Raw genomic sequence first — 23086 nt, 5'->3', positions numbered from 1 at the left:
GACCTCTGCGGCTTCCAACTGCTGCTCTAGGCCAGATCCCGGCAAGTCAGTGGTCTCCACGAGCCCACCCGCAGAGTCAAACACCGAGATGGACGTCCGCGACCATTCGTCACTTGTCACCAGCGCATGGTGCCATGGCTTGAAGGCACATTCAGTAGTCCAGCCGGACGGCCTCAGGTCCTGAGCACACGGTCATCGACGCGACTCGAACGCGGGTTTATCGGTGGTCAGACGTCAGTTGGCGTTCGCTGGCGGCAGGACCGCGTGGATGGGGAGGCGTCCTGCTGTTGAGCACGCAGCGCCATTCGACAGATCCGCGCCCGCGAGCGCTGGGAGTTCGCCGTGGGACGGTCGGCCTGGTCGACGGTGGAACGCTCCGGCAGGGTCCACGGCGCGCCTAGGCAAGTACTCACGCGACGGAGGAGCGGTACTCGAGGAAGGGTGGGTGGGAGCGCCCGGAGTGGTGAGCGACGTAGGAGCGAGTGGCGGAGGGCGCGTGGGGGGTTCGCGGGACAAGGAGAAAGCCGGTTCCGCGGGGGAACCGGCTTTCTTGGGGTGGAGACGAGGGGACTCGAACCCCTAACCCCTGCCTTGCAAAGGCAGTGCTCTGCCAGTTGAGCTACGCCCCCGTGGGGGTTTTGATCAGCGGCCCGGGGTGACCGGGTCGACGGCCTCGGCCCAGAGGTCCTGCTCGGCGCGGGCCTGCTGGGTCTTCTTGTAGACGAAGTATCCACCGACGCTGGCCAGCAGGACCAGCAGAATCTTCTTCAGCACCGGGGATTCTCCTTGGATCGATGTCGATCAGGGGTGGGCCTAACAGGATTTGAACCTGTGACCTCTGCCTTATCAGGGCAGCGCTCTAACCAACTGAGCTATAGGCCCGCGAACTGCGGGGGACGAACTCGGAGAGATTACCGCACCCGGTGCCTGGCTCCCAAATTGGATTCGGCCGGGCCGGAGCACGGTCCGGCCGAATCCAGAAACCAGGGCTCAGTCCTCTGAGGCCAGCGTCACTTCGAGGCCGCCCAGCAGGGTGGCCGCGATGTTGTAGAGGAACGATCCGAGGGTCGCCAGCGCCGTGATGATCAGCACATCGGCGCAGGCCAGCAGGGTGGTGAAGCCCATCACCTTGCCGGTGTTGATGTAGTCCTCGATCTGGAACGGATCGGCGCCTTCCTGGTTGCCCAGGACCTCGCGGACCGTGTTGTTGATGTTGTCGAACACACCGGCCGCGCCGATCGCCGACCAGATGATGAAGACGGCCACCCAGGTGACGATGCCGAACGCGATCGCCAGCAGGAACGCGGTCTTCATCACCGACCACGGGTCGACCCGGGTCATCCGCAGCCGCGCCTTCCGGGTCTGCGTGCGGCCCGAGCTCTTCGGCGCCGCCTCGACGGCCGGCGTGAAGTCGTGGTCGACCTTGGCCTTCGGCTCGACGACCGCCGCCGAAGAGGACGTCGCGGACTCCTTCAGCGCGCTGGCCCGGCCGAGCACGGCCTGCTTCGCCGCGTTCAGCTTGTCGCTGAAGCTCTCGGTCGGGGTATGCGTCGGCGTCGCCAGCTTGCCGGTCTGCCCGTACGCCGACCCGCCACCGTCCCCCACCTTGCCCGAACTGGGCAGCCGCGGCTCCGGCCGTCCAGGCGTACTCGGGGTGGCCTGGAACGGGCTCCCCGCAGCGGCGGCACCCGGTCGAGGAGCCCCAGCGTTCGACGGCGTGGCAGGCGCCGGGCGGACCGCAGGCTGCTGCGGCGGCCGCGTCGGCGTACCGGTCGAGCCTGCGCCCGACGGTGCTGCCGACGGTCCACCCGGACGCGGCTGGCGCGCATCGCCGGGCCGCTGGCCGTTCGCAGTACCGGATCTGGTCTGGCCGTTGCCGTTCGAACTGCTACGACCGTTGGAGGCCGGAGTGGCAGCTGGGGTGGACTGGCCCTTCCCGGCGCCGCTCTGCGGTCGCTGGGAATTGGGGCTGTCCGCTCCATCAGGCCAGGTCGGCCTCGCGCGGTTGGTCATCAGGTACCCTCCTGGCCGGCTTCGTCGTCTTCGACCGTAGCCGCGCCGTCGACGTCCGTCGAATGCTGGTCATCAGTGCTGACGCTCGTGGAGGGGGTTTCGGTTGTCGAACCGTCCACATCCTGGGCAACTTCTTCGCTGCCTTCGACGTCCTCTGCCTCGTCGTCACTGACCGTGAGGTCGGTGTTACGTGCGATCGCGACCACGGCGTCGGACTCGCCGACCCCGGCGAACTTCACGCCCATCGTGTCGCGGCCCTTGACCGGCACACTGTCGACCCGGCTGCGAACGACCTGGCCGCTGTTCTTGATCGCCAGCACCTGGTCGCTGTCGACCACGATCAGCGCACCCACCAGCGAACCACGCTCGTCGTTCAACTTCACCGCCTTGATGCCCAGTCCGCCGCGACCTTGCTGCCGGTACTCAGATACCCGGCTGCGCTTGGCGTAACCCGCATCGGTCACGGTGAAGACGAACTGCGTGTCCTCCTCCGAGCCGGCCCGGATGACCGCCATCGACAGCAACTCGTCGCCGTTGCGGAACTTCATCCCGGTCACACCCGAGGTGGCCCGGCCCATCGGGCGGAGCTGCTCGTCGTTCGCGGTGAAGCGGATCGACTGGCCCTTCTTGGAGACCAGCATCAGGTCGTCCTCGGCCGACGCCAGCTCGGCGCCGATCAGCTCGTCGTCCTCCTCGCGGAAGTTGACCGCGATGATGCCGCTCTGCCGGGCCGAGTCGTAGTCGGTCAGCGCCGTCTTCTTCACCAGGCCGCGCTTGGTGGCGAGCAGCAGGTACGGCTCCTGCTCGTAGTCGCGCAGCGTCAGTACCTGGGCGATTTCCTCGTCCGGCTGGAACGACAGCAGACCGGCCACGTGCGAGCCCTTGGCGTCGCGTGCGGACTCGGGCAGCTGCCACACCTTGGCGCGGTACACGCGGCCCTTGGTGGTGAAGAACAGCATCCAGTGGTGGTTCGTGGTGGCGAAGAAGTGGCCGATCTCGTCCTCGGCCCGCATCGTCGCGCCACGGACGCCCTTACCGCCGCGGTTCTGGGTGCGGTACAGGTCGGTCTTGGTGCGCTTCGCGTACCCGCCACGGGTGATCGTGACGACGACCTCCTCGTCCGGCACCAGGTCCTGGACGGACAGGTCGCCGTCGGCCGCGATGATCTCGGTCCGCCGCTCGTCGCCGTACCGCTCGACGATCTCGGCCAGCTCGTCGCGGACGATGTGCCGCTGCCGGACCGGGTCGGCCAGGATGTCCTCGAGGTCGGCGATGACGACCTCGAGCTCGTTCAGCCGGTCGACGATCTTCTGCCGCTCCAGGGCGGCCAGCCGGCGCAGCTGCATGTCCAGGATCGCCTGGGCCTGGACCTCGTCGATCTCCAGCAGCGACATCAGGCCGGTGCGGGCCTCCTCGACGTCCGGGCTGCGGCGGATCAGCGCGATGACCTCGTCCAGCGCGTCCAGCGCCTTCACCAGTCCGCGGTAGATGTGCGCCTGCTTCTCGGCCTCGCGCAGGCGGTACCGGGTCCGCCGCTGGATGACCTCGATCTGGTGGTCGATCCAGTGCGTGATGAACAGGTCCAGGCTGAGCGTGCGCGGCACGCCGTCGACCAGCGCCAGCATGTTGCAGCCGAAGGTGTCCTGCAGCTGCGTGTGCTTGTAGAGGTTGTTCAGTACGACCCGAGGCTGGGCGTCGCGCTTGAGCACGATCACCAGGCGCTGGCCGGTCCGCGACGAGGTGTCGTCACGGATGTCGGCGATGCCGGTCATCTTGCCGGTGTTGACCAGCTCGGCGATCTTCTGCGCCAGGTTGTCCGGGTTGACCATGTACGGCAGCTGGCTGACGACCAGGCTGGTCCGTCCCTTGGCGTCCTCCTCGACGTCCACGACCGCGCGCATCGTGACCGAGCCACGGCCGGTGCGGTAGGCGTCGTCGATGCCCTTGTAGCCGACGATCAGCGCGCCGTTCGGGAAGTCCGGGCCCTTGATGTTCTCCATGCACGCCGCCAGGACCTCTTCCTGGGTGGCCTCCGGGTGCTCGAGGCACCACTGGGCGGCGGCGGCGACCTCGCGCAGGTTGTGCGGCGGGATCATCGTGGCCATACCGACGGCGATTCCGGCCGAGCCGTTGACCAGCAGGTTCGGGAACCGGCTGGGCAGGATCACCGGCTCCTGCGAGCGGCCGTCGTAGTTGGGGCGGAAGTCGACCGTCTCCTGGTCGATGTCGCGCACCATCTCCATCGCCAGCGGGGCCAGCCGGCACTCGGTGTACCGCATCGCGGCGGCCGGGTCGTTACCCGGTGAACCGAAGTTGCCCTGACCCTGGATCATCGGCGCGCGCATCACCCAGGGCTGGGCCAGCCGGACCAGGGTGTCGTAGATCGCCGAGTCACCGTGCGGGTGGTACTGACCCATCACGTCACCGACGACGCGGGAGCACTTGGAGAAACCGCGGTCGGGACGGTAGCCGCCGTCGTACATCGCGTAGAGGATCCGGCGGTGCACCGGCTTGAGGCCGTCGCGGACCTCGGGCAGCGCCCGGCCGACGATGACGGCCATCGCGTAGTCGAGGTACGACTGCTGCATCTCGGTCTGCAGATCGAGGGGCTCGATCCGGTCGTGTCCCGGAGAAATGGGGGTCTCGGTCATCTGGTGCTCGTCCCGTTCGTGTCAGTACGTCGGTGAGGTCGGCGCTGCGCGAAAGCCGCCCGGGCACGGCCCGGGCGGCCCTCAGATGTCAAGGAACCGGACGTCCTTGGCGTTGCGCTGGATGAAGTTGCGACGGGCCTCGATGTCGTCGCCCATCAGCGTCGCGAAGGTCTCGTCGGCGCGGGCGGCGTCGTCCAGGGTGATCTGCAGCAGCACCCGGTTGGCCGGGTCCATCGTGGTCTCCCACAGCTCCTGCGCGTTCATCTCGCCCAGACCCTTGTAGCGCTGGATCGCGTTGTCCTTCGGCAGCTTCTTGCCGGCCTCGACGCCGGCCTCCAGCAGGCCGTCCTTCTCCCGCTCGGTGTAGGCCAGCTCGTGCGGCTGGCCGCTCCAGCGGATCTTGTACAGCGGCGGCTGTGCGGCGTACACGTGCCCGCGCTCGATCAGCGGCCGCATGAACCGGAACAGCAGGGTGAGCAGCAGCGTCCGGATGTGCTGGCCGTCGACGTCGGCGTCGGCCATGATCACGATCTTGTGGTACCGGAGCTTCTCCTCGTCGAAGTCCTCGTGGATCCCGGTGCCGAGCGCCGAGATGATCGCGAGTACTTCGTTGTTCTGCAGGACCCGGTCGATCCGCGCCTTCTCGACGTTCAGGATCTTGCCCCGGATCGGCAGGATCGCCTGGTACTTCGGATCGCGGCCACCCTTGGCGGAGCCACCGGCCGAGTCACCCTCGACGATGTAGACCTCGCACTCTTCGGGGTTGGTCGACTGGCAGTCGGACAGCTTGCCCGGCAGCCCGCCGCCACCCAGCAGGCCCTTGCGGTTGCGGGCCAGGTCGCGCGCCTTGCGGGCGGCGATCCGGGCACTCGCGGCCGCGGTGGCCTTGCGGATGATCTCCTTGCCCTCCTGCGGGTTCTGCTCGAACCACGCGCCCAGCCGGTCGTTCACGACCCGCTGGACGAAGCCCTTGACCTCGGTGTTGCCGAGCTTGGTCTTGGTCTGGCCCTCGAACTGCGGCTCTGCCAGCTTGACCGAGATGATGGCGGTCAGACCCTCCCGGATGTCGTCGCCGGTGAGCCTGTCCTCCTTCTTCTTGATCATGCCCTGGTCCTCGCCGAACGAGTTGACCAGCGAGGTGAGCGCGGCCCGGAAGCCTTCTTCGTGGGTGCCGCCCTCGTGCGTGTTGATCGCGTTCGCGAAGGTGTGCACGGACTCCTGGAAGGAGCCGCTCCACTGCATCGCGACCTCGAGGCTGAGCGTGTCCTCCCCGGTGGCCGCCTCGAACGCGATCACGTCGCGGTGCACGGTCTCGCGGATGCCGGTCAGGTACTTCACGTAGTCGACCAGGCCGTCGTCGTACTTGAAGGACTGCTCGGTCGGGTTGCCGTCCTCGGTGTGGTCCGGACGCTCGTCGCGGACGACCAACTCGAGACCCTTGTTCAGGAAGGCGTACTCGCGGAAGCGGGTGACCAGCGTCTCGTACGAGTAGACCGTCGTCTCGAACACGTCCGGGCTCGGCCAGAAGGTGATCGTCGTGCCGGTGGTGTCCGTGCTGCCGATCTCCTTCAGGTCCTCGTCCGGCACGCCGACCGTGAAGGACTGCATGTAGACCTTGTCGTTCTTGTGCACGTCCACCCGGAGCCTGCTGGACAACGCGTTCACGACCGAGACACCGACGCCGTGCAGACCACCGGAGACCTTGTACCCGCCGCCGCCGAACTTGCCGCCGGCGTGCAGCACGGTCAGCACGACCGTGACGGCCGGCTTGCCCTCGGACTCGACGATGTCGACCGGAATACCACGGCCGTTGTCGACCACCCGGACGCCGCCGTCGGCCAGCAGGGTGATGACGATCTTGTCGCAGAACCCGGCCAGCGCCTCGTCGACGGCGTTGTCCACCACCTCGTAAACTAGGTGGTGCAGACCACGCTCACCGGTGGACCCGATGTACATGCCAGGGCGCTTGCGCACGGCGTCGAGGCCTTCGAGGACCTGGATCGCGCTGGCGTCGTACTCGCGCTCTACCGCACTTCGGCTGATCGCGGTCAGCGGTGCTTCTTCGATACCGGTGCTGTCGGCGGACGTTGTTTCGTCGATCTCGGTCGGCTCGTCGGTCACCGGCTGTTGTCCTCCTCGGACCCCGCGTGCGCGAGGCATCGATGCACAGTAGAAGCCGCCCCTACTGTGTTCATCAGTGGGGTGACTTTCTCAACACCTCCATCTTACCCGTCGACCGAAGCAGAACCTGCCACCAGGCGGCTAGAACTGTGGACAGGGCGTCTTTTCGGACTCCTCGCCATGTCCCCCCACGCGGGGTGGGGGCTCGGAAAGCGCTCATGGCGCTCAGTGGCTTCTGGCTGGATCGCCCCTGACTGTCTGCGAACCGAGACCCGGTCACCCCGCGACCACCGCCCCCGATGCCCCCTAAGATCGCTGCCGTGGAAAGTCTCGACGACGTCATCGACGCCATGATCGCCGACCGGGTGATCCACCGGCACCGCCGGAAATGGCTGATCGCCGTCGCCGCGATCCTCGTCCTGGCCGTCATCATCTTCTTCACCGGCGGCTGGAAAGAGCACAAGGGCCGCACCGTCGACACCCTCGACGCACCGACCACTCTCAAGGCCGGCCGGTTCGAGATCGGCGTCACCACCGCCACCATCATCAGAACCCCGAAGACCGAGTACAGCCCGGCCAAGGCCCGCCTCGAGGTCGAGCTCCAACTGAAGAACATCGACGAGGAAGAGCACGCCAGCGTCGACTTCTCCGGAGACAAGCTGTTCAACTGGGTCGTCCCCGGCAAGGACCTGATCAAGCCGGACAACGTGAAGTGCAAGGACAAGAAGATCATCGGCAGCCCGCTCGTCTACGGATTGCCCGCCGAGGCTTGCGTCGCGACCTTCGAGGTGTCACCCAGTTTCAGGGCCGACCAGACGGAGTTCGCCGTCTGGGCCGAGAGCTACGACTCCGACGAAGGCCTGTTCGGAGCGTCGGAGAATCCGTACTGGCACAACGAGGCGCCCAAGGCCGTGGTCCGGGTCAAGACAACGATGACGACGGAGACCGAATGAAGTTGTATCGGCCGGCCACCGTGCTCGTCGGCATCATGTTCGTCCTACTCGGCGGGCTGACCCGGCTGGCCGAACCGGACCATGTGTACGACGGTGAGGCCAACCGCACCGTTCGGCACGGCACCATCGGCGAGCCGCTCCGGTTCGGCGAGTCGACCGTCAAGGTGGACCGGCTGAAGTTCGCCCGGGCCTACCTGTCGAGCGACAGCGACGAGAAGGCGGTGGAGACGAGCGGGATCTACGCCGTCGTCGAGTACGACACCGTGCGAGGTACCGAGAACGTGCCCAACCCCCGACTCGAGTTGGCGACCGACGCCGGCACGGCGTACGCGCCGATCAGCGACACCTACGGAAGCAGCCTCGACTTCGCGGCCCCGGGCTTCGGCGTGACCGGCGTGGTCGTGTTCGAGGTCAACCCCGCCGATCTCGCGGGGCTCACCCTCAAGGTCCGCAGCAGTCCGCTGTTCACCGTGCTGACCCAGGACCTCGCGTTCGATCTCGCCGTACCTGACGACGCGGTGGCGCAGCGGCTGGTCGACCAGGCCGCGGCGGAATATCTGATCCCGCACAGCGTCACGCGAGTCGCCTCATGATCAGCTCCCAGCGCGTGCTCCGGCTGGCCGCGCAGATCTCGCTGCTGGTCGCTCTGGCGGGGACCAGTACGGTCCTGCTGCTCCGCCCGTACCTCGACGACGACGGCGAACGGATCTACCGCCAGGGCACCGTCAGCGAGGTGACCCAGGGGCCGGTGACGATCGACCACATCCAATGGAAGCTGGAGTCACTCGAGGTCTACACCCAACTGGTGGACCAGGAGAAGAAGAAGATCACGCTCGAGCAGCCGGCCGGCTCGGTGGTGATCCTCGCCACGATCGCGCTCACCCCGCTGCCCGGTGTCAGCACTCCCGTCTGCTCGGCGAAGCTCCGCGACGATCGTGGCAACCTCTGGGAAAGCCAGTACGCCACCGGTCTCGCGTTGCCGACGAGCTGCACCGACGACGAGCACCCGTTCAAGCTGAACCGGACCGATCAGCTCGCGCAGGTCTTCGTGGTGCCGGAGTCCGCGGTGCCGCATCTGACCGGCATCCAGGTCGAGAACCAGCGGGAGTACCGGCGGGTCCTGATCACCCGCTGATCAGGCCGGTACGGACTGATCCTTCGCCGCGTTGGCTTCCTCCACCTCGGCGCGACGCTCGGCGCCGACCGAGATACAGAGGTCGAAAGCCGCCGCCAGCAAGGCGATGCGCAGTGTCTCGAAGACCGCGTCGCGAACCAGGGTGACGATCTCGTGGTTCATCAGCCCCCAGTCGGTGCCGACGCCGTGAATGCCGACCAGCCGGACCGCACCGGCGAACGCCCAGTCGCTTCCCAGCAACCAGAACGTGTAGACCATGCAGACCACGCCGAGGTAGACCGGACCGACCCGGACCAGCAACCGGAACGCCGTCAGGGCCGGGTAGAACTTCTCCCGGAACCCACCGAGCAGCAGGTTCGGTGCCTGGTTGGTCATGGCGACAAAGCGATTCGGCTTCGACGCATCCTCCTCGGTGAGCCGGCCGCCGAGCCGCCGCTCGATCCTGGTGCCGCGGAACACGCCACCGCTCGCGAGCACCCGGTGGCCGAAGACCACCGTCGTGATCGCGAGCCAGGTCAGCGGTTCGGCCACGCCGAGCTTGAACAGCGGCCACAGGGTGTCCCAGAACGTGCCCCAGAGGAACTCAATACCGGCCGGGATCGGGATGTGGATCCCGGAGAAGAAGTCCTTCAGTCCGTCCCACCAACCGGTCGAGATGTACCAGAAGTCCCGGTCCTTGAACCAGCCCTTGAGATCCGCGACGGCGAACGGCACCACGACGACCGTGAGCAGCACGAAGAACGCCTCGGCCCAGACCTGCGCGAACCGGACCGGCCGGCTCGGCCACCGGTCGTCGACCGCCTCGAGGATCCGCCGGAGGACCAGCAGGATCCCGATCGCCGGAAGGTAGGCGTGCCAGGCGTTGCCGGCGATGTCGAAGAACGCCGCGCCGCTCCCGACTCCGCGCTGGACGATGTTGCTGATCGACAGCTCGTTGACCCGGTCGTCCAGGAATCCCCAGGCCGACCAGACCGCGATCATCGGCAGCAGAGTGACGGCCAGCAACTCCATCAGGCCTTGCTGGGTGGGGTCAGCGGTCTCCTCAGCCTTGTTGCTGGCGGCGTCACGCCAGCGGTAGAGGGAGGTCGCACAGGTGCGGATCATGCCAACTGTGGCAGCGATCTGGATCAGTACGCCGGTCGAGAACACTCCGACGCCGAGACTCGAATGCTGGTGCTCGTCCAGCCAGATCGCGGCCTGGATCGACGCGCGGAAGCCGACGTAGCCGGCCAGGAACCAGGTCACCAGGGGCAACAGGTTGCGCCACCACAACCGGAAGGTATCTCCGATCAGGTGGACCATCTCTCGAAAACCGTCAACGATCGCGCGCATCGCGCCCGATCCTAGGTGATCGGATGGGTCTCTACAGCAGCCGATCAGCCATAGGTATCTCGCGGGCCTCGGCCGCCACGGACAGTGCGCGGGCCCTTGCGCCAGCTGGGGGCGTTGGGGCCTTCTACCTTGACCCGGGTGACGGTGCCGTCGCCTAGTTCGGCGTTGAGGCGGCGGACCAGGTCAGGGGCCAGCAGGCGGACCTGGGTGGCCCATGCGGTGGAGTCTGTACGGACGGTGAGCTCGGTGTCCGTGTAGCTCTCCGGCTGGCAGTGGGAGGCCATCTCGGGGCCGACGATCGACGGCCAGCGGGCCATCACGCCGTGGACGGCGACGTCGACCTCCCAGCCCTGTTCGCGCATCAGCCGGCCGAGGGTGTTGGTGAGCAACTGTGGGTCGCGGTCGTCGGCGCGGGCGCTGCTGACCTGGTTTCCGGTCGGGCGACGTCGGCGGGTCTTCTTGACAGGCTGGATCGGGCCCGCCCCTTTGATCCGGCTGGCGAGCGTTTTTGCCAGCTCGAGGCCGCGTTTGTCGTGCTCGGCCGCCTCGACGGACTCGCTCTCGACGCCGCTGTCAGAGGAATTCTGGCCTTTCTCAACGGAGTTCGGGCCTTCAGGCACGACGGACCGAGCCCTCGCCGACGTCGAACCGGGCGCCGCTCAGCTCCGCCGGTACGTCGGCGCCGACGGCCGCCGTGACGAGTACCTGCTCGGCGGGCGCGACGAGTTCCGCCAGCCGGTCGCGCCGGCTGGTGTCCAGCTCGGCGAACACGTCATCCAGAATCAGCACCGGCTCACCCCCGTCCGACCGCAGCAACTCGTACGACGCCAGCCGCAGCGCGAGTGCGAACGACCAGGACTCACCGTGACTCGCATACCCCTTCGCAGGCAAGTCCCCGAGCCCGAGTACTACGTCGTCGCGATGCGGCCCGACCAGCGAGACACCACGATCGAGCTCGTCGTTCCGCCGGTCCCGTACTGCGTTCTGCAACACCTCAGCAAGTTGCTCCCGACTGGCCACCCCGGGCTCCAACTGCACCGACGACTTGTACTCCAGCCGCGCATCACCCTTGCCCCGGGCAACAGCGTCGTACGAGCCGGAAACCAACGGGCGAAGGGATTCCAGCAGATCGAGTCTTGCCGCCAGGAGCTCTGCTCCAGTGGTGACGAGGTGCGAATCCCAGACGTCCAGCGTGCGCAGTTGGCCCTCGATTGCTCCACCAGAACGATTCTGGCGTCTGGCCACCGCGGCGCTCTTCAGCAACGAGTTCCGCTGCTTGAGGATCCGCTCGTAGTCCTGCCGTACGCCGGCGAACCGGGGCGACCGCAGGGTGAGCAACTCGTCCAGGAACCGGCGCCGCTCGGACGGATCGCCCTTGACGAGCGCGAGGTCCTCGGGCGCAAAAAGCACCGTACGGAGCAATCCGAGCACTTCGCGCGGCCGGGGGACCGGGGACCGGTTGATCCGGGCCCGATTTGCCCTCCCAGGATTGATTTCAAGCTCGACGACGAGATCGCGTTCGTGGTCGGAGCGGATCTCGGTCCGCACGATCGCGCGCGGAGCGCCGGCCCGGACCAGCGGCGCGTCGTTGGCGACCCGGTGGGAACCGAGGGTCGCGGTGTAGTGGATGGCCTCGACCAGATTGGTCTTGCCCTGCCCGTTCGGCCCGACGAAAGCGGTCACGCCCGCCTGGAGCTGGACCTCCGCCTGCTGGTACGACCGGAAGTCAATCAGTCCGAGCGCGGTGACAAACACTAGTGCCCCGTGGGTGATGTGTCTTGAGTGCCGACGGTGTTCAGGTGCGTGCCCCGCAAGGCGGAGAAGCGATCACGATGCTTTTCCATCATGATTGCTTCTCCAACGCGGCGGGGTGCGTGCCTGGGCGCCGTCGGTGCCAAGACACATTGCTCACGGGGCACTTATATTCCTCTGCTGGGCGGATCCTGAGGGCGGTGGCCCTGGGTCGCCGATCGTACAGAGTCCGGGCCGCCGAACGTAGCGGCGACCCGGACCTGATGCTCAGTGCTTGGTGCTCAGTGCTGGATCGGCGGCGTCGCGTACGACGGGTCTTCGCCCGCGCCCTTGACGGCGTGGCCACCGAACTGGTTGCGCATCGCTGCGATCGCCTTCATCGCGGGGGAGTCGTCCTGGCGGGACGCGAACCGCGCGAACAGCGACGCGGCGATGGCCGGCACCGGTACGGCGTGGTCGATCGCGGCCTCCACGGTCCAGCGACCCTCACCCGAGTCGTCCGCGTAGCCGCGGATCTTGTCGAGGTGGGTGTCTTCCTTGAGCGCGTTGACCATCAGGTCGAGCAGCCAGGACCGGATCACCGTGCCCTCGCGCCAGGAGTCGAACGCCTCCGGCACGTTCTCGACGATCTCGGCGGCCTCGAGCAGCTCGAATCCCTCGGCGTACGCCTGCATGATCGCGTACTCGATGCCGTTGTGGACCATCTTGGCGAAGTGCCCGGCGCCGACCTGGCCGGCGTGCACGAATCCGAAATCGCCGGCCGGCTTCAGCGCGGTGAAGATCGGCATCAGCGTGGTGATCGTGTCGGTCTCGCCGCCGCACATCAGCGCGTAGCCGTTCTCCAGACCCCAGACGCCACCGGACACGCCGCAGTCGACGAACTTGATGCCCTTGTGGGACAGCAGTTCGGCGCGCCGGATGTCATCGGTCCAGCGGCTGTTGCCGCCGTCGATCACGATGTCGCCCTCGGAGAGGAGCTCAGCGAGCTCGGTCAGTACCGGATCGATGGCCTGGACCGGCACCATCACCCAGACGATTTTCGGTTGATCGGTCGCGGTCAGCTGGCCGACCATGTCGGCCAGGTCTGTCGCATCGGAGATGGCTTGGTTGTGATCGAAACCGACGACGGTGAGGCCTGCGCCGCGAATCCGCTCGCGCATGTTGCCGCCCATCTTGCCGAGACCGACAAGGCCGAGCTCCATCGTGAATCCCCTTGTTCTGTTGGCGTTTCGCTGATCAGCTGTTCAGGCGGACCGGCATCAGCACGTACCGGAACTCGCTGATCGGGTCGCCGTCGAAATCCTTCACGCCGGTCAGTTCGGCCGGCTTCGTCGCCTGCGTGAAGGCCAGGTGCGCGACCGGGGTGCCGATCGCGTTCAGACCGTCGAGCAGGTACGTCGGGTTGAATCCCACGGTAACCGGCTCGCCAACTACCCGAGCCTCGATCGACTCCGACGCCTGCGCTTCGTCGCCGCTGCCGGCGTCCAGCGTCACGGTGTCGTCGGAGAACGTCAGCCGGACCGGGGCATTGCGCTCGGCCACCAGGGCGACCCGCTTGACCGCCTCGACCAGGGTCGCGGTGTCGATCCGTACCCGGGTCGCGATCGCCGCGTCGGTCGGGATGATGCCGCGGACCTTCGGGAACTCGCCGTCGAGCAACCGGGTGGTCGCACGCCGGTTGCCGCCGGAGACCTCGCCTTCGAATCCGACGATGCCCTCACCGCTGCCAGGAGCTGCCAGGGAGACGATGATGTCGGTCCCGGTCATCGCCTTCGCGGTTTCCGAGAGGACGCGGGCCGGGATAAGGGCTGCAGCAGAGGCATCTGGGCTTTGCGGGTTCCATTCGAGCTCGCGGATCGCCAACCGGTACCGGTCGGTGGCCAGCAACGAGATCGTGGATCCCTCGATCTCGACCCGTACGCCGGTGAGCACCGGCAACGTGTCTTCGCGACCGGCCGCGGTGACGACCTGAGCGACAGCCTGAGCGAAAACGTCGCTCCGGACGGTGCCGCTGGCGGCCGGAAGATCGGGCAGAGCCGGATATTCCTCTGTAGGAAGCGTTTGGAGCGTGAATCTCGAGGTGCCGCAGGTGACTTGCGCCTTCGCACCGTCCACCGAGATGTCCACGGGCTGATTCGGGAGACTCTTCGAGATGTCGGCGACCAGCCGGCCGGAGATCAGGCACTTGCCGGTATCGGCCACCTGAGCCGGGACGGTCACGCGGACGGACGTCTCGTAGTCGAAGCCGGACAGAGTGATCTGGCCTTCTTCGGCCTCGACCAACAGTCCGGCAAGGATCGGGACGCTGGGACGACTGGGCAAACTGCGCGCGGCCCAGGCCACCGACTCGGCCAGTACGTCACGCTCGACGCGAAACTTCACCGCTGGGTGCCTCCTGTTTCGGCTGTGTGCCAGGCAGATCCTGCCACGGACAGATGTGATGTGCGCCAACCGGGCTTGACGTGGCGGTTCGGGCGGGTCGCGTCACGAGCATCTCGGTGCTCGTGGGGACAGCCTGACAGGCCTGTCCAGCGGGCCGTCGGGCAGGTGCGAAATCGGAGTTTTCCCCAGGAAGGGCGGCCAGACCCTTTTCTGCCCTGGAGCCTCATTAGGGATTCCATAGGGTTCTTCGCACCTGTGGATCTTGTGGAAAAGGCGCGAGTTCGCAGGTCAGACCCTGTTTTGCCCTGTGGGCTAGCTGTGGATGAAATGGGGGCAACCTCTGGACGGCTGGGTACGAAGGATTTTCTCCACACAGCCAATCCACAGATTGCGGAAGTGTGTCCACCGAGATACCCACAGTTATCCACAGGACTGTCCCCAGCCTGTGAGGTTCGTGTGACCGCGTCGTAGCGCTCGGCGTACACGCATCCCGACCCGGTCACACGACGCCTCATTGCTGCTTGGCCTGGTGCTTGATCCGGTTGGTCAACTCGGTCACCTGGTTGAAGACGCTGCGCCGTTCCGACATCAGCTGGCGGATCTTCCGCTCGGCGTGCATGACGGTGGTGTGGTCGCGGCCGCCGAACTGCTGGCCGATCTTCGGCAAGGAGAGGTCGGTCAGTTCGCGGCACAGGTACATCGCGATCTGCCGTGCCGTCACGAGCACCCGGCTGCGGCTCGAACCGCAGAGGTCGTCGATCGACAGTCCGAAGTACGAGGCGGTCTGGCCCATGATCATGCTGGCGGTCACCTCGGGCTTGCTGCCTTCGGGGATCAGGTCCTTCAGCACGATCTCGGCCAGGGACAGATCGACCGGCTGCCGGTTGAGGCTGGCGAACGCGGTCACCCGGATCAGCGCGCCCTCGAGCTCACGGATGTTGGTCTGCACCTTGCTCGCGATGAACTCGAGCACCTCGGGCGGCGCGGTCAGCCGCTCGGTCGCGGCCTTCTTCCGCAGGATCGCGATCCGGGTCTCGAGGTCGGGCGGCTGGATGTCGGTGATCAGGCCCCACTCGAACCTGTTCCGCAGCCGGTCCTCCAGCGCCTCGAGCCGCTTCGGCGCGCGGTCGGAGCTGATCACGATCTGCTTGTTCGCGTTGTGCAGCGTGTTGAAGGTGTGGAAGAACTCTTCCTGGGTCTGGATCTTGCCTTCCAGGAACTGGATGTCGTCGATCAGCAGCACGTCGACGTCGCGGTAGCGGCGCTGGAACTGGGCCGCCTTGTCGTCGCGGATCGCGTTGATGAAGTCGTTGGTGAACTCTTCGCTGGAGACGTACCTGACGCGGGCGCCGGTGTAGAGACTGCGGACGTAGTGCCCGATCGCGTGCAAAAGGTGCGTTTTTCCTAGCCCAGAGTCCCCGTAAATGAGCTGCGGGTTGTACGCCTTGCCCGGCGCTTCGGCGACGGCGACAGCGGCGGCGTGAGCGAACCGGTTCGAGCTACCGATGACGAACGTCTCGAACGTGTACTTCGGGTTGAGCCGCGCCTCACCTTGCGAGTCGGTCGGCGGCTGGAACTGGGCCGCCCCGTTCGGCGGCGGCGCCACCGAAAGCGGCGGGGGCGGCGGCTGGATCTGCTGGATCGGCTCGGGCCGCTGTTGAAGATGCGTCGGCTCCTGCAGCGTAGGCGCCGGGGTCAGCTGCTCAGTCTGCTGGTGCTGCGGTTGGTGCATCGGGTGCTGCGCCGGTTGTTGTACTGGCTGCTGCATCGGCTGGTGCTGTGGCTGCTCGTACGGCTGCTCGACGGGCTGACCGAACGGCTGGGTCAGCGGCCGGTTCGGCGGCTGGTTGATCGGCGACTGATAAACCGGCGCCTGCTCCCGTACTACGGGTTGCGGCGCCGGCGTCGGCTCGCGCAGCTCAGGATCGAGCGATGGGTCGACCGTGACGGCAATCCGGATGTCGCGGCCGAAGCTCTCGGTGAGGATGCGCTCCAGGTCCGGCCGCAGCCGGGTCTCCAACTGACCCCGGGTGAAATCGTCCGGTACGGCGACGATCGCGGTGCTCTCGTGCAGCGTCACCGGCCGCGAATTCGTCAGCCAGGCGCGCTGGTTGGGTGGCAGTCCGGCGAGGACCCTGGTCCAGGCAACGTCCAGATCATTCACTTCCGCCTTGCTTTCCGCACTGGCGGACTGGTCCTCGACCACGCGTTGCTCCCCGAATCCTTCGCTGCGGTGGCCGACGCTCCCGGGCTGGTCCCCGGTGCCACGCGACCATTCGACCCGGCACCCCACCCGTGCCGCCGGTCGGCCGCACGTAGCAGTTGCTTTCTCCTCAGCCGGTTTTCCTCATTGTCCACATCGTTGTCCACAGTTGTGAACGAAGCGTGGAGCCAGTTGGTTACCGGTGTCGGGGTGTGGGACCTCTGGTGTGAGGGGCTGACGCTAACAAGTCCGCCCACACCGCTTCAAGCCGTCATCCACAGGCTATGGGACGTAAATTGGGGGCAACCTGCGGCGTGTCGGGTAGACGCCGGAGCGTAGTCGTGTTCGGAGTACGGGCGGGTTGTCGCGGTCAGTAGTACTGGTGACCTGGCTGTGACCGGCCTCTGACGGGCTGTTTCGTCCACAGGCCTGTGGAAAACTATGGGGATGGCTGGTTTGACCTGTCCACAGGGCGCCACGTACCGTGGATCAGTCGGTGTTGAGCCGGCCGTTTCGTGCTGCGCTCCCCGCGTGACCTTGTTCCATTGAAGGTTTCTCGAGGCGATGGGCAGGACCTGCACCAGGGACAGATCTATCAGTGGATTTGTCGACAAATGTGATCTCGAGTAACCGGAGTCATTCCAGTGAGCAAGCGGACCTTCCAGCCGAACAACCGGCGCCGGCACAAGAAGCACGGCTTCCGTCTTCGGATGCGCACCCGTGCGGGTCGCGCCATCCTCGCAACCCGTCGTGCGAAGGGTCGCCAGCGCCTCGCGGCCTGACGCCGTTGAGCTGGCGACGGTGACCACCTCGTGTTACCCGCGTCGAATCGGCTGCGCCGGTCCGACGACTTCCGTCGCGCCGTCCGGACCGGACGCCGCGCGGGTCGGCGCGCCGTGGTGGTCCATTTGTTGCCAGGGCCCGGTCCGACGGCCGAGCCTGCTCGTGTCGGATTCGTGGTGAACAAGGCGGTGGGCAATGCGGTTCTGCGGAACCGCGTCCACCGCCGCCTGCGTGCCGTGATGGCGGCGCAGCTCCCCGGCCTGCCGGCCGGCAGCCTGACTGTTGTCCGGGCCCTGCCGCCGTCGGGCTCTTCGTCGTTCGAGGAGCTGGTGGCCGACGTGCAGGCCGCGCTGTCCCGGGTCCTGCGATGAAGATCGCGCCCGTCAAGTACGGGATCATCGGTTTTCTGAAGTTGTACCGGAAGTTCGTCAGCCCGATGTACGGGCAGGTGTGCCGGTTCTATCCCAGTTGTTCTGCTTACGCCCTGGAAGCGGTCGAACGCCACGGTGCGGTGCGCGGTAGCTGGCTGGCGGCGAGGAGACTCGCCCGCTGCCACCCGTGGAACCCCGGAGGCTACGACCCCGTTCCACCCACAGATGTCGACCAGCGCGGAGATGCCGTCTCCGCCAACCAGCCCGAGCCGTCTACCGACGGTGGGCCTGTGCAGCGAGGTGCTTGAGTGACTCTTCTGGCCATCCCCGAACTCGCGTTGTGGGACGGGATCGTAGACATTTTCAACGCCGTGATGACACCGCTGTACTGGGCGGTGTCGGCGCTGCTGGTGGGATGGCACTGGCTGCTGTCACAGGTGTTCGATCCGGACAGCGGCTGGGCCTGGGCGCTGTCCATCGCCGGACTGACCATCATCATCCGGACGTTGCTGATCCCGCTGTTCGTGCGGCAGATCCGCTCCAGCCGGAACATGCAGCTGCTGCAGCCGAAGATGAAGGAGCTGCAGAAGAAGTACGGCCATGACCGGGAGAAGCTCGGTCAGGAAATGATGAAGCTGTACAAGGACACGGGCACCAACCCGTTCTCCTCGTGCCTGCCGCTGCTGCTGCAGTCGCCGATCTTCCTGGCGTTGTTCCGGGTGCTCGACTACGCGGCCAAGGGCCAGTGGCACAGCGAGATCATGAAGGACCACGTCAACTCGCTGCAGCACGCGAAGATCTTCGGCGCGGAGATCTCGCAGACCTTCCTGAAGGCGAACGGCGACGGCGCCGGTAACGTCAAGGTGGTCGCCATCGTGCTGATCATCCTGATGACCGCGACGATGTTCACCACGCAGCTGCAGCTGATGCGCAAGAACATGCCGAAGGAGGCCCTCGAGGGCCAGGCGGCGCAGATGCAGAAGATCATGCTCTACGTCTTCCCGGTGTTCTTCCTGATCGGTGGCTTCAACTTCCCGATCGGTGTGCTCATCTACTGGTTCGTCTCGAACGTGTGGACGATGGGCCAGCAGTTCTACGTGATCCGCCGCAACCCGGCCCCCGGTACGCCGGCCTTCGACGCGATGGAGGCCCGCAAGCGCGAGCACAACCTGCGTGCGGGCCGACCGGCCGATGAGGGCTTGGGCGGCGCCGAGGAGGGCGCGGTCGCGACCGATCGCCGTCCGGCCAACCGGCAGCAGCCGAAGCGTCAGTCCCGGAGCACCCGGAAGACGGTCGCCCCGGCGGCCGGCGAGTCCGCGGTACAGGACACGCCCAAGGTGCAGGACACCCCGAAGGCGTCGAGCAACGGCCTGCAGCCGGTCAAGAAGGCCGCGGCCAAGCAGACCTCCGGACAGACCTCGGGGGCCAAGCGCCAGCCGGCTGCGAAGTCTCGCGCCGCTCGCCAGGCCGCCCAGAAGAAGGCCGCGCAGAAGAAGCCCGGCGGTGGCTCTTCCGGCCGCTCCTGACGACTGGCGTCCGGACGGCCGGCTGACCCGGCATCCCGTTTTCTCTGCTGTGTACGACCTGGGTCCCCGTGGGGCGGATCTCGAAACGTGAAGGAGTGGCCGTGAGCGACGGCATGCAGAACACCGAGGCTGCGGAGAAGTCCGCACCGGCAGGCCAGGCGGGCGACCGTCTGAAGGCACTGGAGGCCGAGAGCGACATCGCGGCCGACTATCTGGAAGAGCTGCTGGACATCGCCGATCTCGATGGCGACATCGACATGGACATCGACGGGGACCGGGCGGCGGTCTCGATCGTCGGCGCCGACCTGAGCAACCTGGTCGGTGAGAACGGCAAGGTGCTGGAGGCGCTCCAGGAGCTCACCCGGCTGGCCGTCTACCGGGAGACCGGTGAGCGGTCGCGGTTGATGCTGGACGTCTCGAACTACCGCGCCAACCGGAAGACCGAGCTGGAAGAGGTCGGACGCAAGGCGGTCGACGAGGTGAAGGCCTCGGGTGAGGCGGTCAAGCTCGCCCCGATGACGCCGTTCGAGCGCAAGGTCGTACACGACGTCGTCGCGGCCGCCGGGCTGACCAGCGAGTCCGAGGGCGAGGAGCCGCGTCGCCGGGTCGTCGTCCAGCCCGCGTGATCGCCGTGTCCTGCTCGTGACGGACGACGTTTCACGTGAAACACCGCCGCTCGTGGAGAAGCTGTACCCACGAGCGGCGGAGCGGTTGTCGGCGTACGCCGACCTACTGGCGACCGAAGGAACCCTGCGCGGACTGATCGGTCCGCGCGAGGTGCCGAAGCTGTGGGATCGGCACCTGCTGAACTGTGCGGTGCTGGAGCGCTTGATCCCGGAGGAGTCCACCGTCGCCGACATCGGCACCGGCGCAGGCCTGCCGGGCATCGTGCTCGCCCTCGTACGCCCCGATCTCCAGGTGTCGCTCGTCGAGCCGCTGCTCCGGCGCACCACTTTCCTGGAAGAGGCGGTGGACCTGCTCGGCTGCACCAACGCCGTGGTCGTCCGCGCTCGTGCTGAAGACCTCATCCCTGGTACCCGCTCCGGTGCTGCTGGCGCCGCTCGCGGCCAGGCGCCGTACGACGTGGTGGCATCGCGGGCGGTCGCTCCACTCGGCAAGCTGGCCGGCTGGTGCCTGCCGCTGACGGCCGAGGGCGGGCTGATGCTGGCGATGAAGGGGGCCTCCGCGGAGGAGGAACTCGCCGCTTCCGAAGCCGAACTCGAGGCCCTGGGTGCCGAGGAATGGCACGTACACCAACTCGGTGTCGATGAACTGGCCCAGCCGACGACAGTCGTGAGTATTGTGGCCGGACGTGCTGCGCGGGGATCCCAGCACCGGAGACGCGGGAGGTGATCGGGTTCGTGAGTCGTGCCCTCGGATGGCCTGAGAAAAGCACCGGTGAACCTCAGGTGTCACAAGGAATCGGCTGGCCGGCCGACCACCCCACCAGCATTCGCCAAGTCCCGCCGGACCCGGACACCACGCCCACGAACTCAGCCCCAACACCAAGCTCCACTGCCCCAAGCGACTCGCCGGCTCCGAGCCCAGCTCCTGCAGACACTCCAGTAGAACCGAGCGACTCTGCGCCCGCGCCAAGCGATCCCGCGGGACCGCCAAGCGAGTCTGCGCCCGCGACGAGCCTGCCCGTGGGAGCGCCGAGCGAGCCCGCGACATCCTCTGCCTCCGCGCACGCAGGAGCTCGTCCCCCCGGGTACGCGGCAGTCATGGAGAACGCCCCAGCCTCACCTGCGCCGGCATCCTCCAACGCCCCCTTCACGCCAAGCCACTCCGCGGCACCCGACGCGCCTGCAGCTGACACGGCAGCCATCGAGCGGGACCCTGCAGCTGTCTCCACCGCATCTGTGGACCCGGCAGGCGTGGAGAGCGCCCATGCCTCAGCTGAGTTGGCTGCGCCCGACGCCGCACTCGCGCCGAGCGACCCCGCAACACCTACCTCCGCATCGGTGGACCCGACAGTTGCTCAGAACACCCCTGCGTCATCTACAGCCCATCCGCTCGGCGCCACCATCGCGCCGAGCGACCCCAGGACACCCGCCGCTCCTGTCGTCGACGTAAAGGGCGCCCCTATGGCGGACTCTGACGGAAGCGGCAGCGCGCCATCACCTGCAACCGATGCTTCGTCTGCAACCGATGCATCGCCTGCGACGGACGCATCGCCTGCCACCGACACGCCGCCTGCGGTGACCGCGGCTCCGGCGAATGGGTTTGTTGCTGCGCCGGTGTTTACTCCGCCTGTTCGGCCGGAGTCGTCTATCGATTCCGCGGACCAGGTTGAGTTGGACGGGTCCGGCGAGCGAGACTTTGACGGGACCTCCGAAGGGCAGTCCGCGCTTCAGGCGGCCGCTTCGATCGGTCTCGGTGACGAGCCGGACGCGACGCCGTCAGAAGCCGTTTCACGTGAAACCGGAGAGGCCGTTTCGCCCGAATCGGCCGCCGCCGAGAAGGCCGACGAAGAGTTCCCCGAATCTCCCCGGCCTGTGGATGACTACCCCCTGGACACGCCTACTTACGCGGGAACTCATCCACAGAGGGCTGTGGATAAACCTGGGGGCAAAGCCGCTCCGACCCCCACCGACATCCTCTTCGGGCCAAGTACCGCACCTATCGGAATGGGCGCTATGACTGCCGCACAGATCGCCGCGCGGGCCACCTCGGACGAGCTTCAGCGACGACTTCTCGAAACTCCGATCGCCGCCGCCACCGAACGGACCCTGCTGGTGAATGAAGGACGCACGATGGGCCGCGAGTTCCCGCTGCCCGCAGAGACCCGGGTCTTCGTGGTCGCCAACCAAAAGGGTGGCGTCGGCAAGACCACAACTACCGTCAACGTCGCCGCCGGCCTCGCGCTGTACGGCGCACGCATCCTGGTGATCGACCTCGACCCCCAGGGCAACGCCTCGACGGCGCTCGGGATCGAGCACTCGGAGGGCACCCCCGGTGTCTACGAGGCGGTCATCGAGGGAGAGCCGCTGAGCAAGCTACTCGCACCTTGCGCCGAGCACCCCGGCATCGTGGTCGTGCCGGCCACGATCGACCTGGCCGGTGCGGAGATCGAGCTGGTCAGCATTGTGGCCCGGGAGAGCCGGCTCAAGAAGGCGCTCGACCAGCACCTGGCCGAGACCGAGGCTGCGGGTGAGAGGTACGACTACGTCTTCATCGACTGCCCGCCGTCGCTCGGTCTGTTGACCGTGAACGCGCTGACCGCGGCCCGCGAGGTACTCGTCCCGATCCAGAGCGAGTACTACGCACTGGAAGGTCTGTCGCAGTTGCTGCGTCACATCGACATGGTGAAGTCGCACCTGAATCCAACTCTCGATGTGTCGACAATTCTCCTCACCATGTACGACGCCCGCACCAAGCTGGCCGGCGAGGTGGCGACCGAAGTCCGCAACCACTTCCAAGACTCGGTACTCCGGACTGCGGTGCCGCGCTCGGTCCGTATCTCCGAGGCGCCGAGCCACGGACAAACCGTGCTCGCGTACGACCCGGCCTCGGCCGGTGCGCTGTCCTACCTGGAGGCGTCGCGCGAGATCGCGATGCGCAACAACGTCTCCTGATCCGAACAGACGAACGGCTCGCCGGCCCCGCTGGCGAGCCGATTGTTGTACAACCGGCGTTTCACGTGAAACCCCCGCCGATCCGACTGGTGATGTTCCACGTGAAACCCAAGCGCTTGCAGGCATGGCGTTCCACGCAAGACCGGAGCCCATGCGGGGAAGGCGTTCCACGGGAAACTGGAACGCGAGCTGGGGATGACGTTCCACGTGAAACGGGTGACTGGTGGAGGAGTTCTCCACAGCAAGGGGACCGGCTCAGCGGTCGCCTCGCCGGACCAGCTACCGT

19 protein-coding genes, 2 tRNA genes and 1 pseudogene are annotated in these 23086 nt (G+C 66.8%); 10 read left to right on the top strand and 12 right to left on the bottom strand.

All coding sequences use genetic code 11. From position 1 onward, the window contains the following. Positions 1-556 precede the first annotated feature (556 nt). The 6 genes from OHA70_RS11620 to gyrB form a co-directional block, all read right to left on the bottom strand. Positions 557-629: transfer RNA gene (locus OHA70_RS11620), tRNA-Ala, on the bottom strand. 13 nt (positions 630-642) lie between these two features. After that, positions 643-774 carry a DLW-39 family protein gene (locus tag OHA70_RS11615; protein WP_420488750.1) on the bottom strand — a complete coding sequence of 44 codons (132 nt, stop codon included), beginning with the start codon at positions 772-774 and terminating at the stop codon, positions 643-645. Between the two features lie 34 nt (positions 775-808). Continuing rightward, positions 809-882 (bottom strand) — tRNA-Ile (locus OHA70_RS11610). Between the two features lie 108 nt (positions 883-990). Beyond that, complete coding sequence (locus tag OHA70_RS11605) at positions 991-2013, bottom strand: DUF3566 domain-containing protein (protein ID WP_328331518.1); 1023 nt, start codon at positions 2011-2013, stop codon at positions 991-993. After that, positions 2013-4664 (bottom strand): DNA gyrase subunit A, encoded by a 2652-nt coding sequence (gene gyrA / locus OHA70_RS11600; protein WP_328331516.1) that lies wholly within the window; start codon positions 4662-4664, stop codon positions 2013-2015. The genes OHA70_RS11605 and gyrA overlap by 1 nt, the downstream gene beginning before the upstream one ends. A gap of 81 nt (positions 4665-4745) precedes the next feature. Beyond that, a complete protein-coding gene (gyrB, locus tag OHA70_RS11595; RefSeq protein WP_442913882.1) occupies positions 4746-6824 on the bottom strand; it encodes a DNA topoisomerase (ATP-hydrolyzing) subunit B in 2079 nt (692 codons plus the stop codon). Between the two features lie 281 nt (positions 6825-7105). Here gyrB and OHA70_RS11590 point away from each other — a divergent pair, with 281 nt between their 5' ends. Genes OHA70_RS11590 through OHA70_RS11580 form a run of 3 tightly spaced genes read left to right on the top strand, consistent with a single transcriptional unit; the run spans position 7106 to position 8873 of the window. Beyond that, on the top strand, positions 7106-7738 hold the full coding sequence (locus OHA70_RS11590; RefSeq protein WP_328331512.1) for a hypothetical protein: 633 nt from the start codon (positions 7106-7108) through the stop codon (positions 7736-7738). Beyond that, the gene (locus OHA70_RS11585) at positions 7735-8331 is read left to right on the top strand and encodes a hypothetical protein (protein ID WP_328331510.1); all 597 of its coding nucleotides are present in this window, start codon (positions 7735-7737) and stop codon (positions 8329-8331) included. The genes OHA70_RS11590 and OHA70_RS11585 overlap by 4 nt, the downstream gene beginning before the upstream one ends. After that, positions 8328-8873: a hypothetical protein gene (locus OHA70_RS11580; protein WP_328331508.1), complete on the top strand. Its 546-nt coding sequence runs from the start codon at positions 8328-8330 to the stop codon at positions 8871-8873. Before OHA70_RS11585 ends, OHA70_RS11580 begins: the two co-directional genes overlap by 4 nt. Here the strand turns inward: OHA70_RS11580 and OHA70_RS11575 are convergent, their stop codons facing one another. The 6 genes from OHA70_RS11575 to dnaA all read right to left on the bottom strand — a co-directional run bounded on the left by OHA70_RS11575 (position 8874) and on the right by dnaA (position 16545). Continuing rightward, a complete protein-coding gene (locus tag OHA70_RS11575) occupies positions 8874-10205 on the bottom strand; it encodes a hypothetical protein (protein WP_328331506.1) in 1332 nt (443 codons plus the stop codon). Positions 10206-10249: 44 nt separating this feature from the next. Next, the gene (locus OHA70_RS11570; protein WP_328331504.1) at positions 10250-10825 is read right to left on the bottom strand and encodes a DUF721 domain-containing protein; all 576 of its coding nucleotides are present in this window, start codon (positions 10823-10825) and stop codon (positions 10250-10252) included. Continuing rightward, positions 10818-11960 carry a DNA replication/repair protein RecF gene (gene recF / locus OHA70_RS11565; protein WP_328331502.1) on the bottom strand — a complete coding sequence of 381 codons (1143 nt, stop codon included), beginning with the start codon at positions 11958-11960 and terminating at the stop codon, positions 10818-10820. Before recF ends, OHA70_RS11570 begins: the two co-directional genes overlap by 8 nt. Before the next feature lie 278 nt (positions 11961-12238). Next, entirely contained in the window at positions 12239-13159 is a 921-nt protein-coding gene (gene gnd, locus OHA70_RS11560; RefSeq protein ID WP_328331500.1) for a phosphogluconate dehydrogenase (NAD(+)-dependent, decarboxylating), read from the bottom strand. A 34-nt stretch (positions 13160-13193) separates the two neighbouring features. Continuing rightward, positions 13194-14339 (bottom strand): DNA polymerase III subunit beta, encoded by a 1146-nt coding sequence (gene dnaN / locus OHA70_RS11555; protein WP_328331498.1) that lies wholly within the window; start codon positions 14337-14339, stop codon positions 13194-13196. Between the two features lie 511 nt (positions 14340-14850). Continuing rightward, positions 14851-16545 carry a chromosomal replication initiator protein DnaA gene (dnaA, locus tag OHA70_RS11550; RefSeq protein ID WP_442913881.1) on the bottom strand — a complete coding sequence of 565 codons (1695 nt, stop codon included), beginning with the start codon at positions 16543-16545 and terminating at the stop codon, positions 14851-14853. Positions 16546-17186: 641 nt separating this feature from the next. Between dnaA and rpmH the strand changes: the two genes are divergently transcribed. The 7 genes and pseudogenes from rpmH (at position 17187) to OHA70_RS11515 (ending at position 22800) form a co-directional block, all read left to right on the top strand. Further along, a complete protein-coding gene (gene rpmH / locus OHA70_RS11545) occupies positions 17187-17324 on the top strand; it encodes a 50S ribosomal protein L34 (protein WP_083933330.1) in 138 nt (45 codons plus the stop codon). A gap of 30 nt (positions 17325-17354) precedes the next feature. Continuing rightward, complete coding sequence (gene rnpA, locus OHA70_RS11540) at positions 17355-17696, top strand: ribonuclease P protein component (protein ID WP_328331492.1); 342 nt, start codon at positions 17355-17357, stop codon at positions 17694-17696. Further along, the gene (yidD, locus tag OHA70_RS11535; RefSeq protein ID WP_328331490.1) at positions 17693-18004 is read left to right on the top strand and encodes a membrane protein insertion efficiency factor YidD; all 312 of its coding nucleotides are present in this window, start codon (positions 17693-17695) and stop codon (positions 18002-18004) included. The genes rnpA and yidD overlap by 4 nt, the downstream gene beginning before the upstream one ends. Positions 18005-18070: 66 nt before the next feature. Then, positions 18071-18985, top strand: a pseudogene (yidC, locus tag OHA70_RS11530) (membrane protein insertase YidC); the annotation flags it as partial. A gap of 350 nt (positions 18986-19335) precedes the next feature. Further along, a complete protein-coding gene (locus tag OHA70_RS11525) occupies positions 19336-19848 on the top strand; it encodes a Jag family protein (RefSeq protein ID WP_328335103.1) in 513 nt (170 codons plus the stop codon). Between the two features lie 52 nt (positions 19849-19900). Then, positions 19901-20575 carry a 16S rRNA (guanine(527)-N(7))-methyltransferase RsmG gene (gene rsmG, locus OHA70_RS11520; RefSeq protein ID WP_328331486.1) on the top strand — a complete coding sequence of 225 codons (675 nt, stop codon included), beginning with the start codon at positions 19901-19903 and terminating at the stop codon, positions 20573-20575. Between the two features lie 1286 nt (positions 20576-21861). Further along, complete coding sequence (locus OHA70_RS11515) at positions 21862-22800, top strand: ParA family protein (RefSeq protein ID WP_328331484.1); 939 nt, start codon at positions 21862-21864, stop codon at positions 22798-22800. Positions 22801-23086: the final 286 nt, after the last annotated feature.

The sequence above is a fragment of the Kribbella sp. NBC_00382 genome, assembly GCF_036067295.1.
Classification (GTDB): Bacteria; Actinomycetota; Actinomycetes; order Propionibacteriales; family Kribbellaceae; genus Kribbella.
Note: the sequence above shows the minus strand (reverse complement) of the source record. Positions and strands in the feature narration are given on the sequence as shown.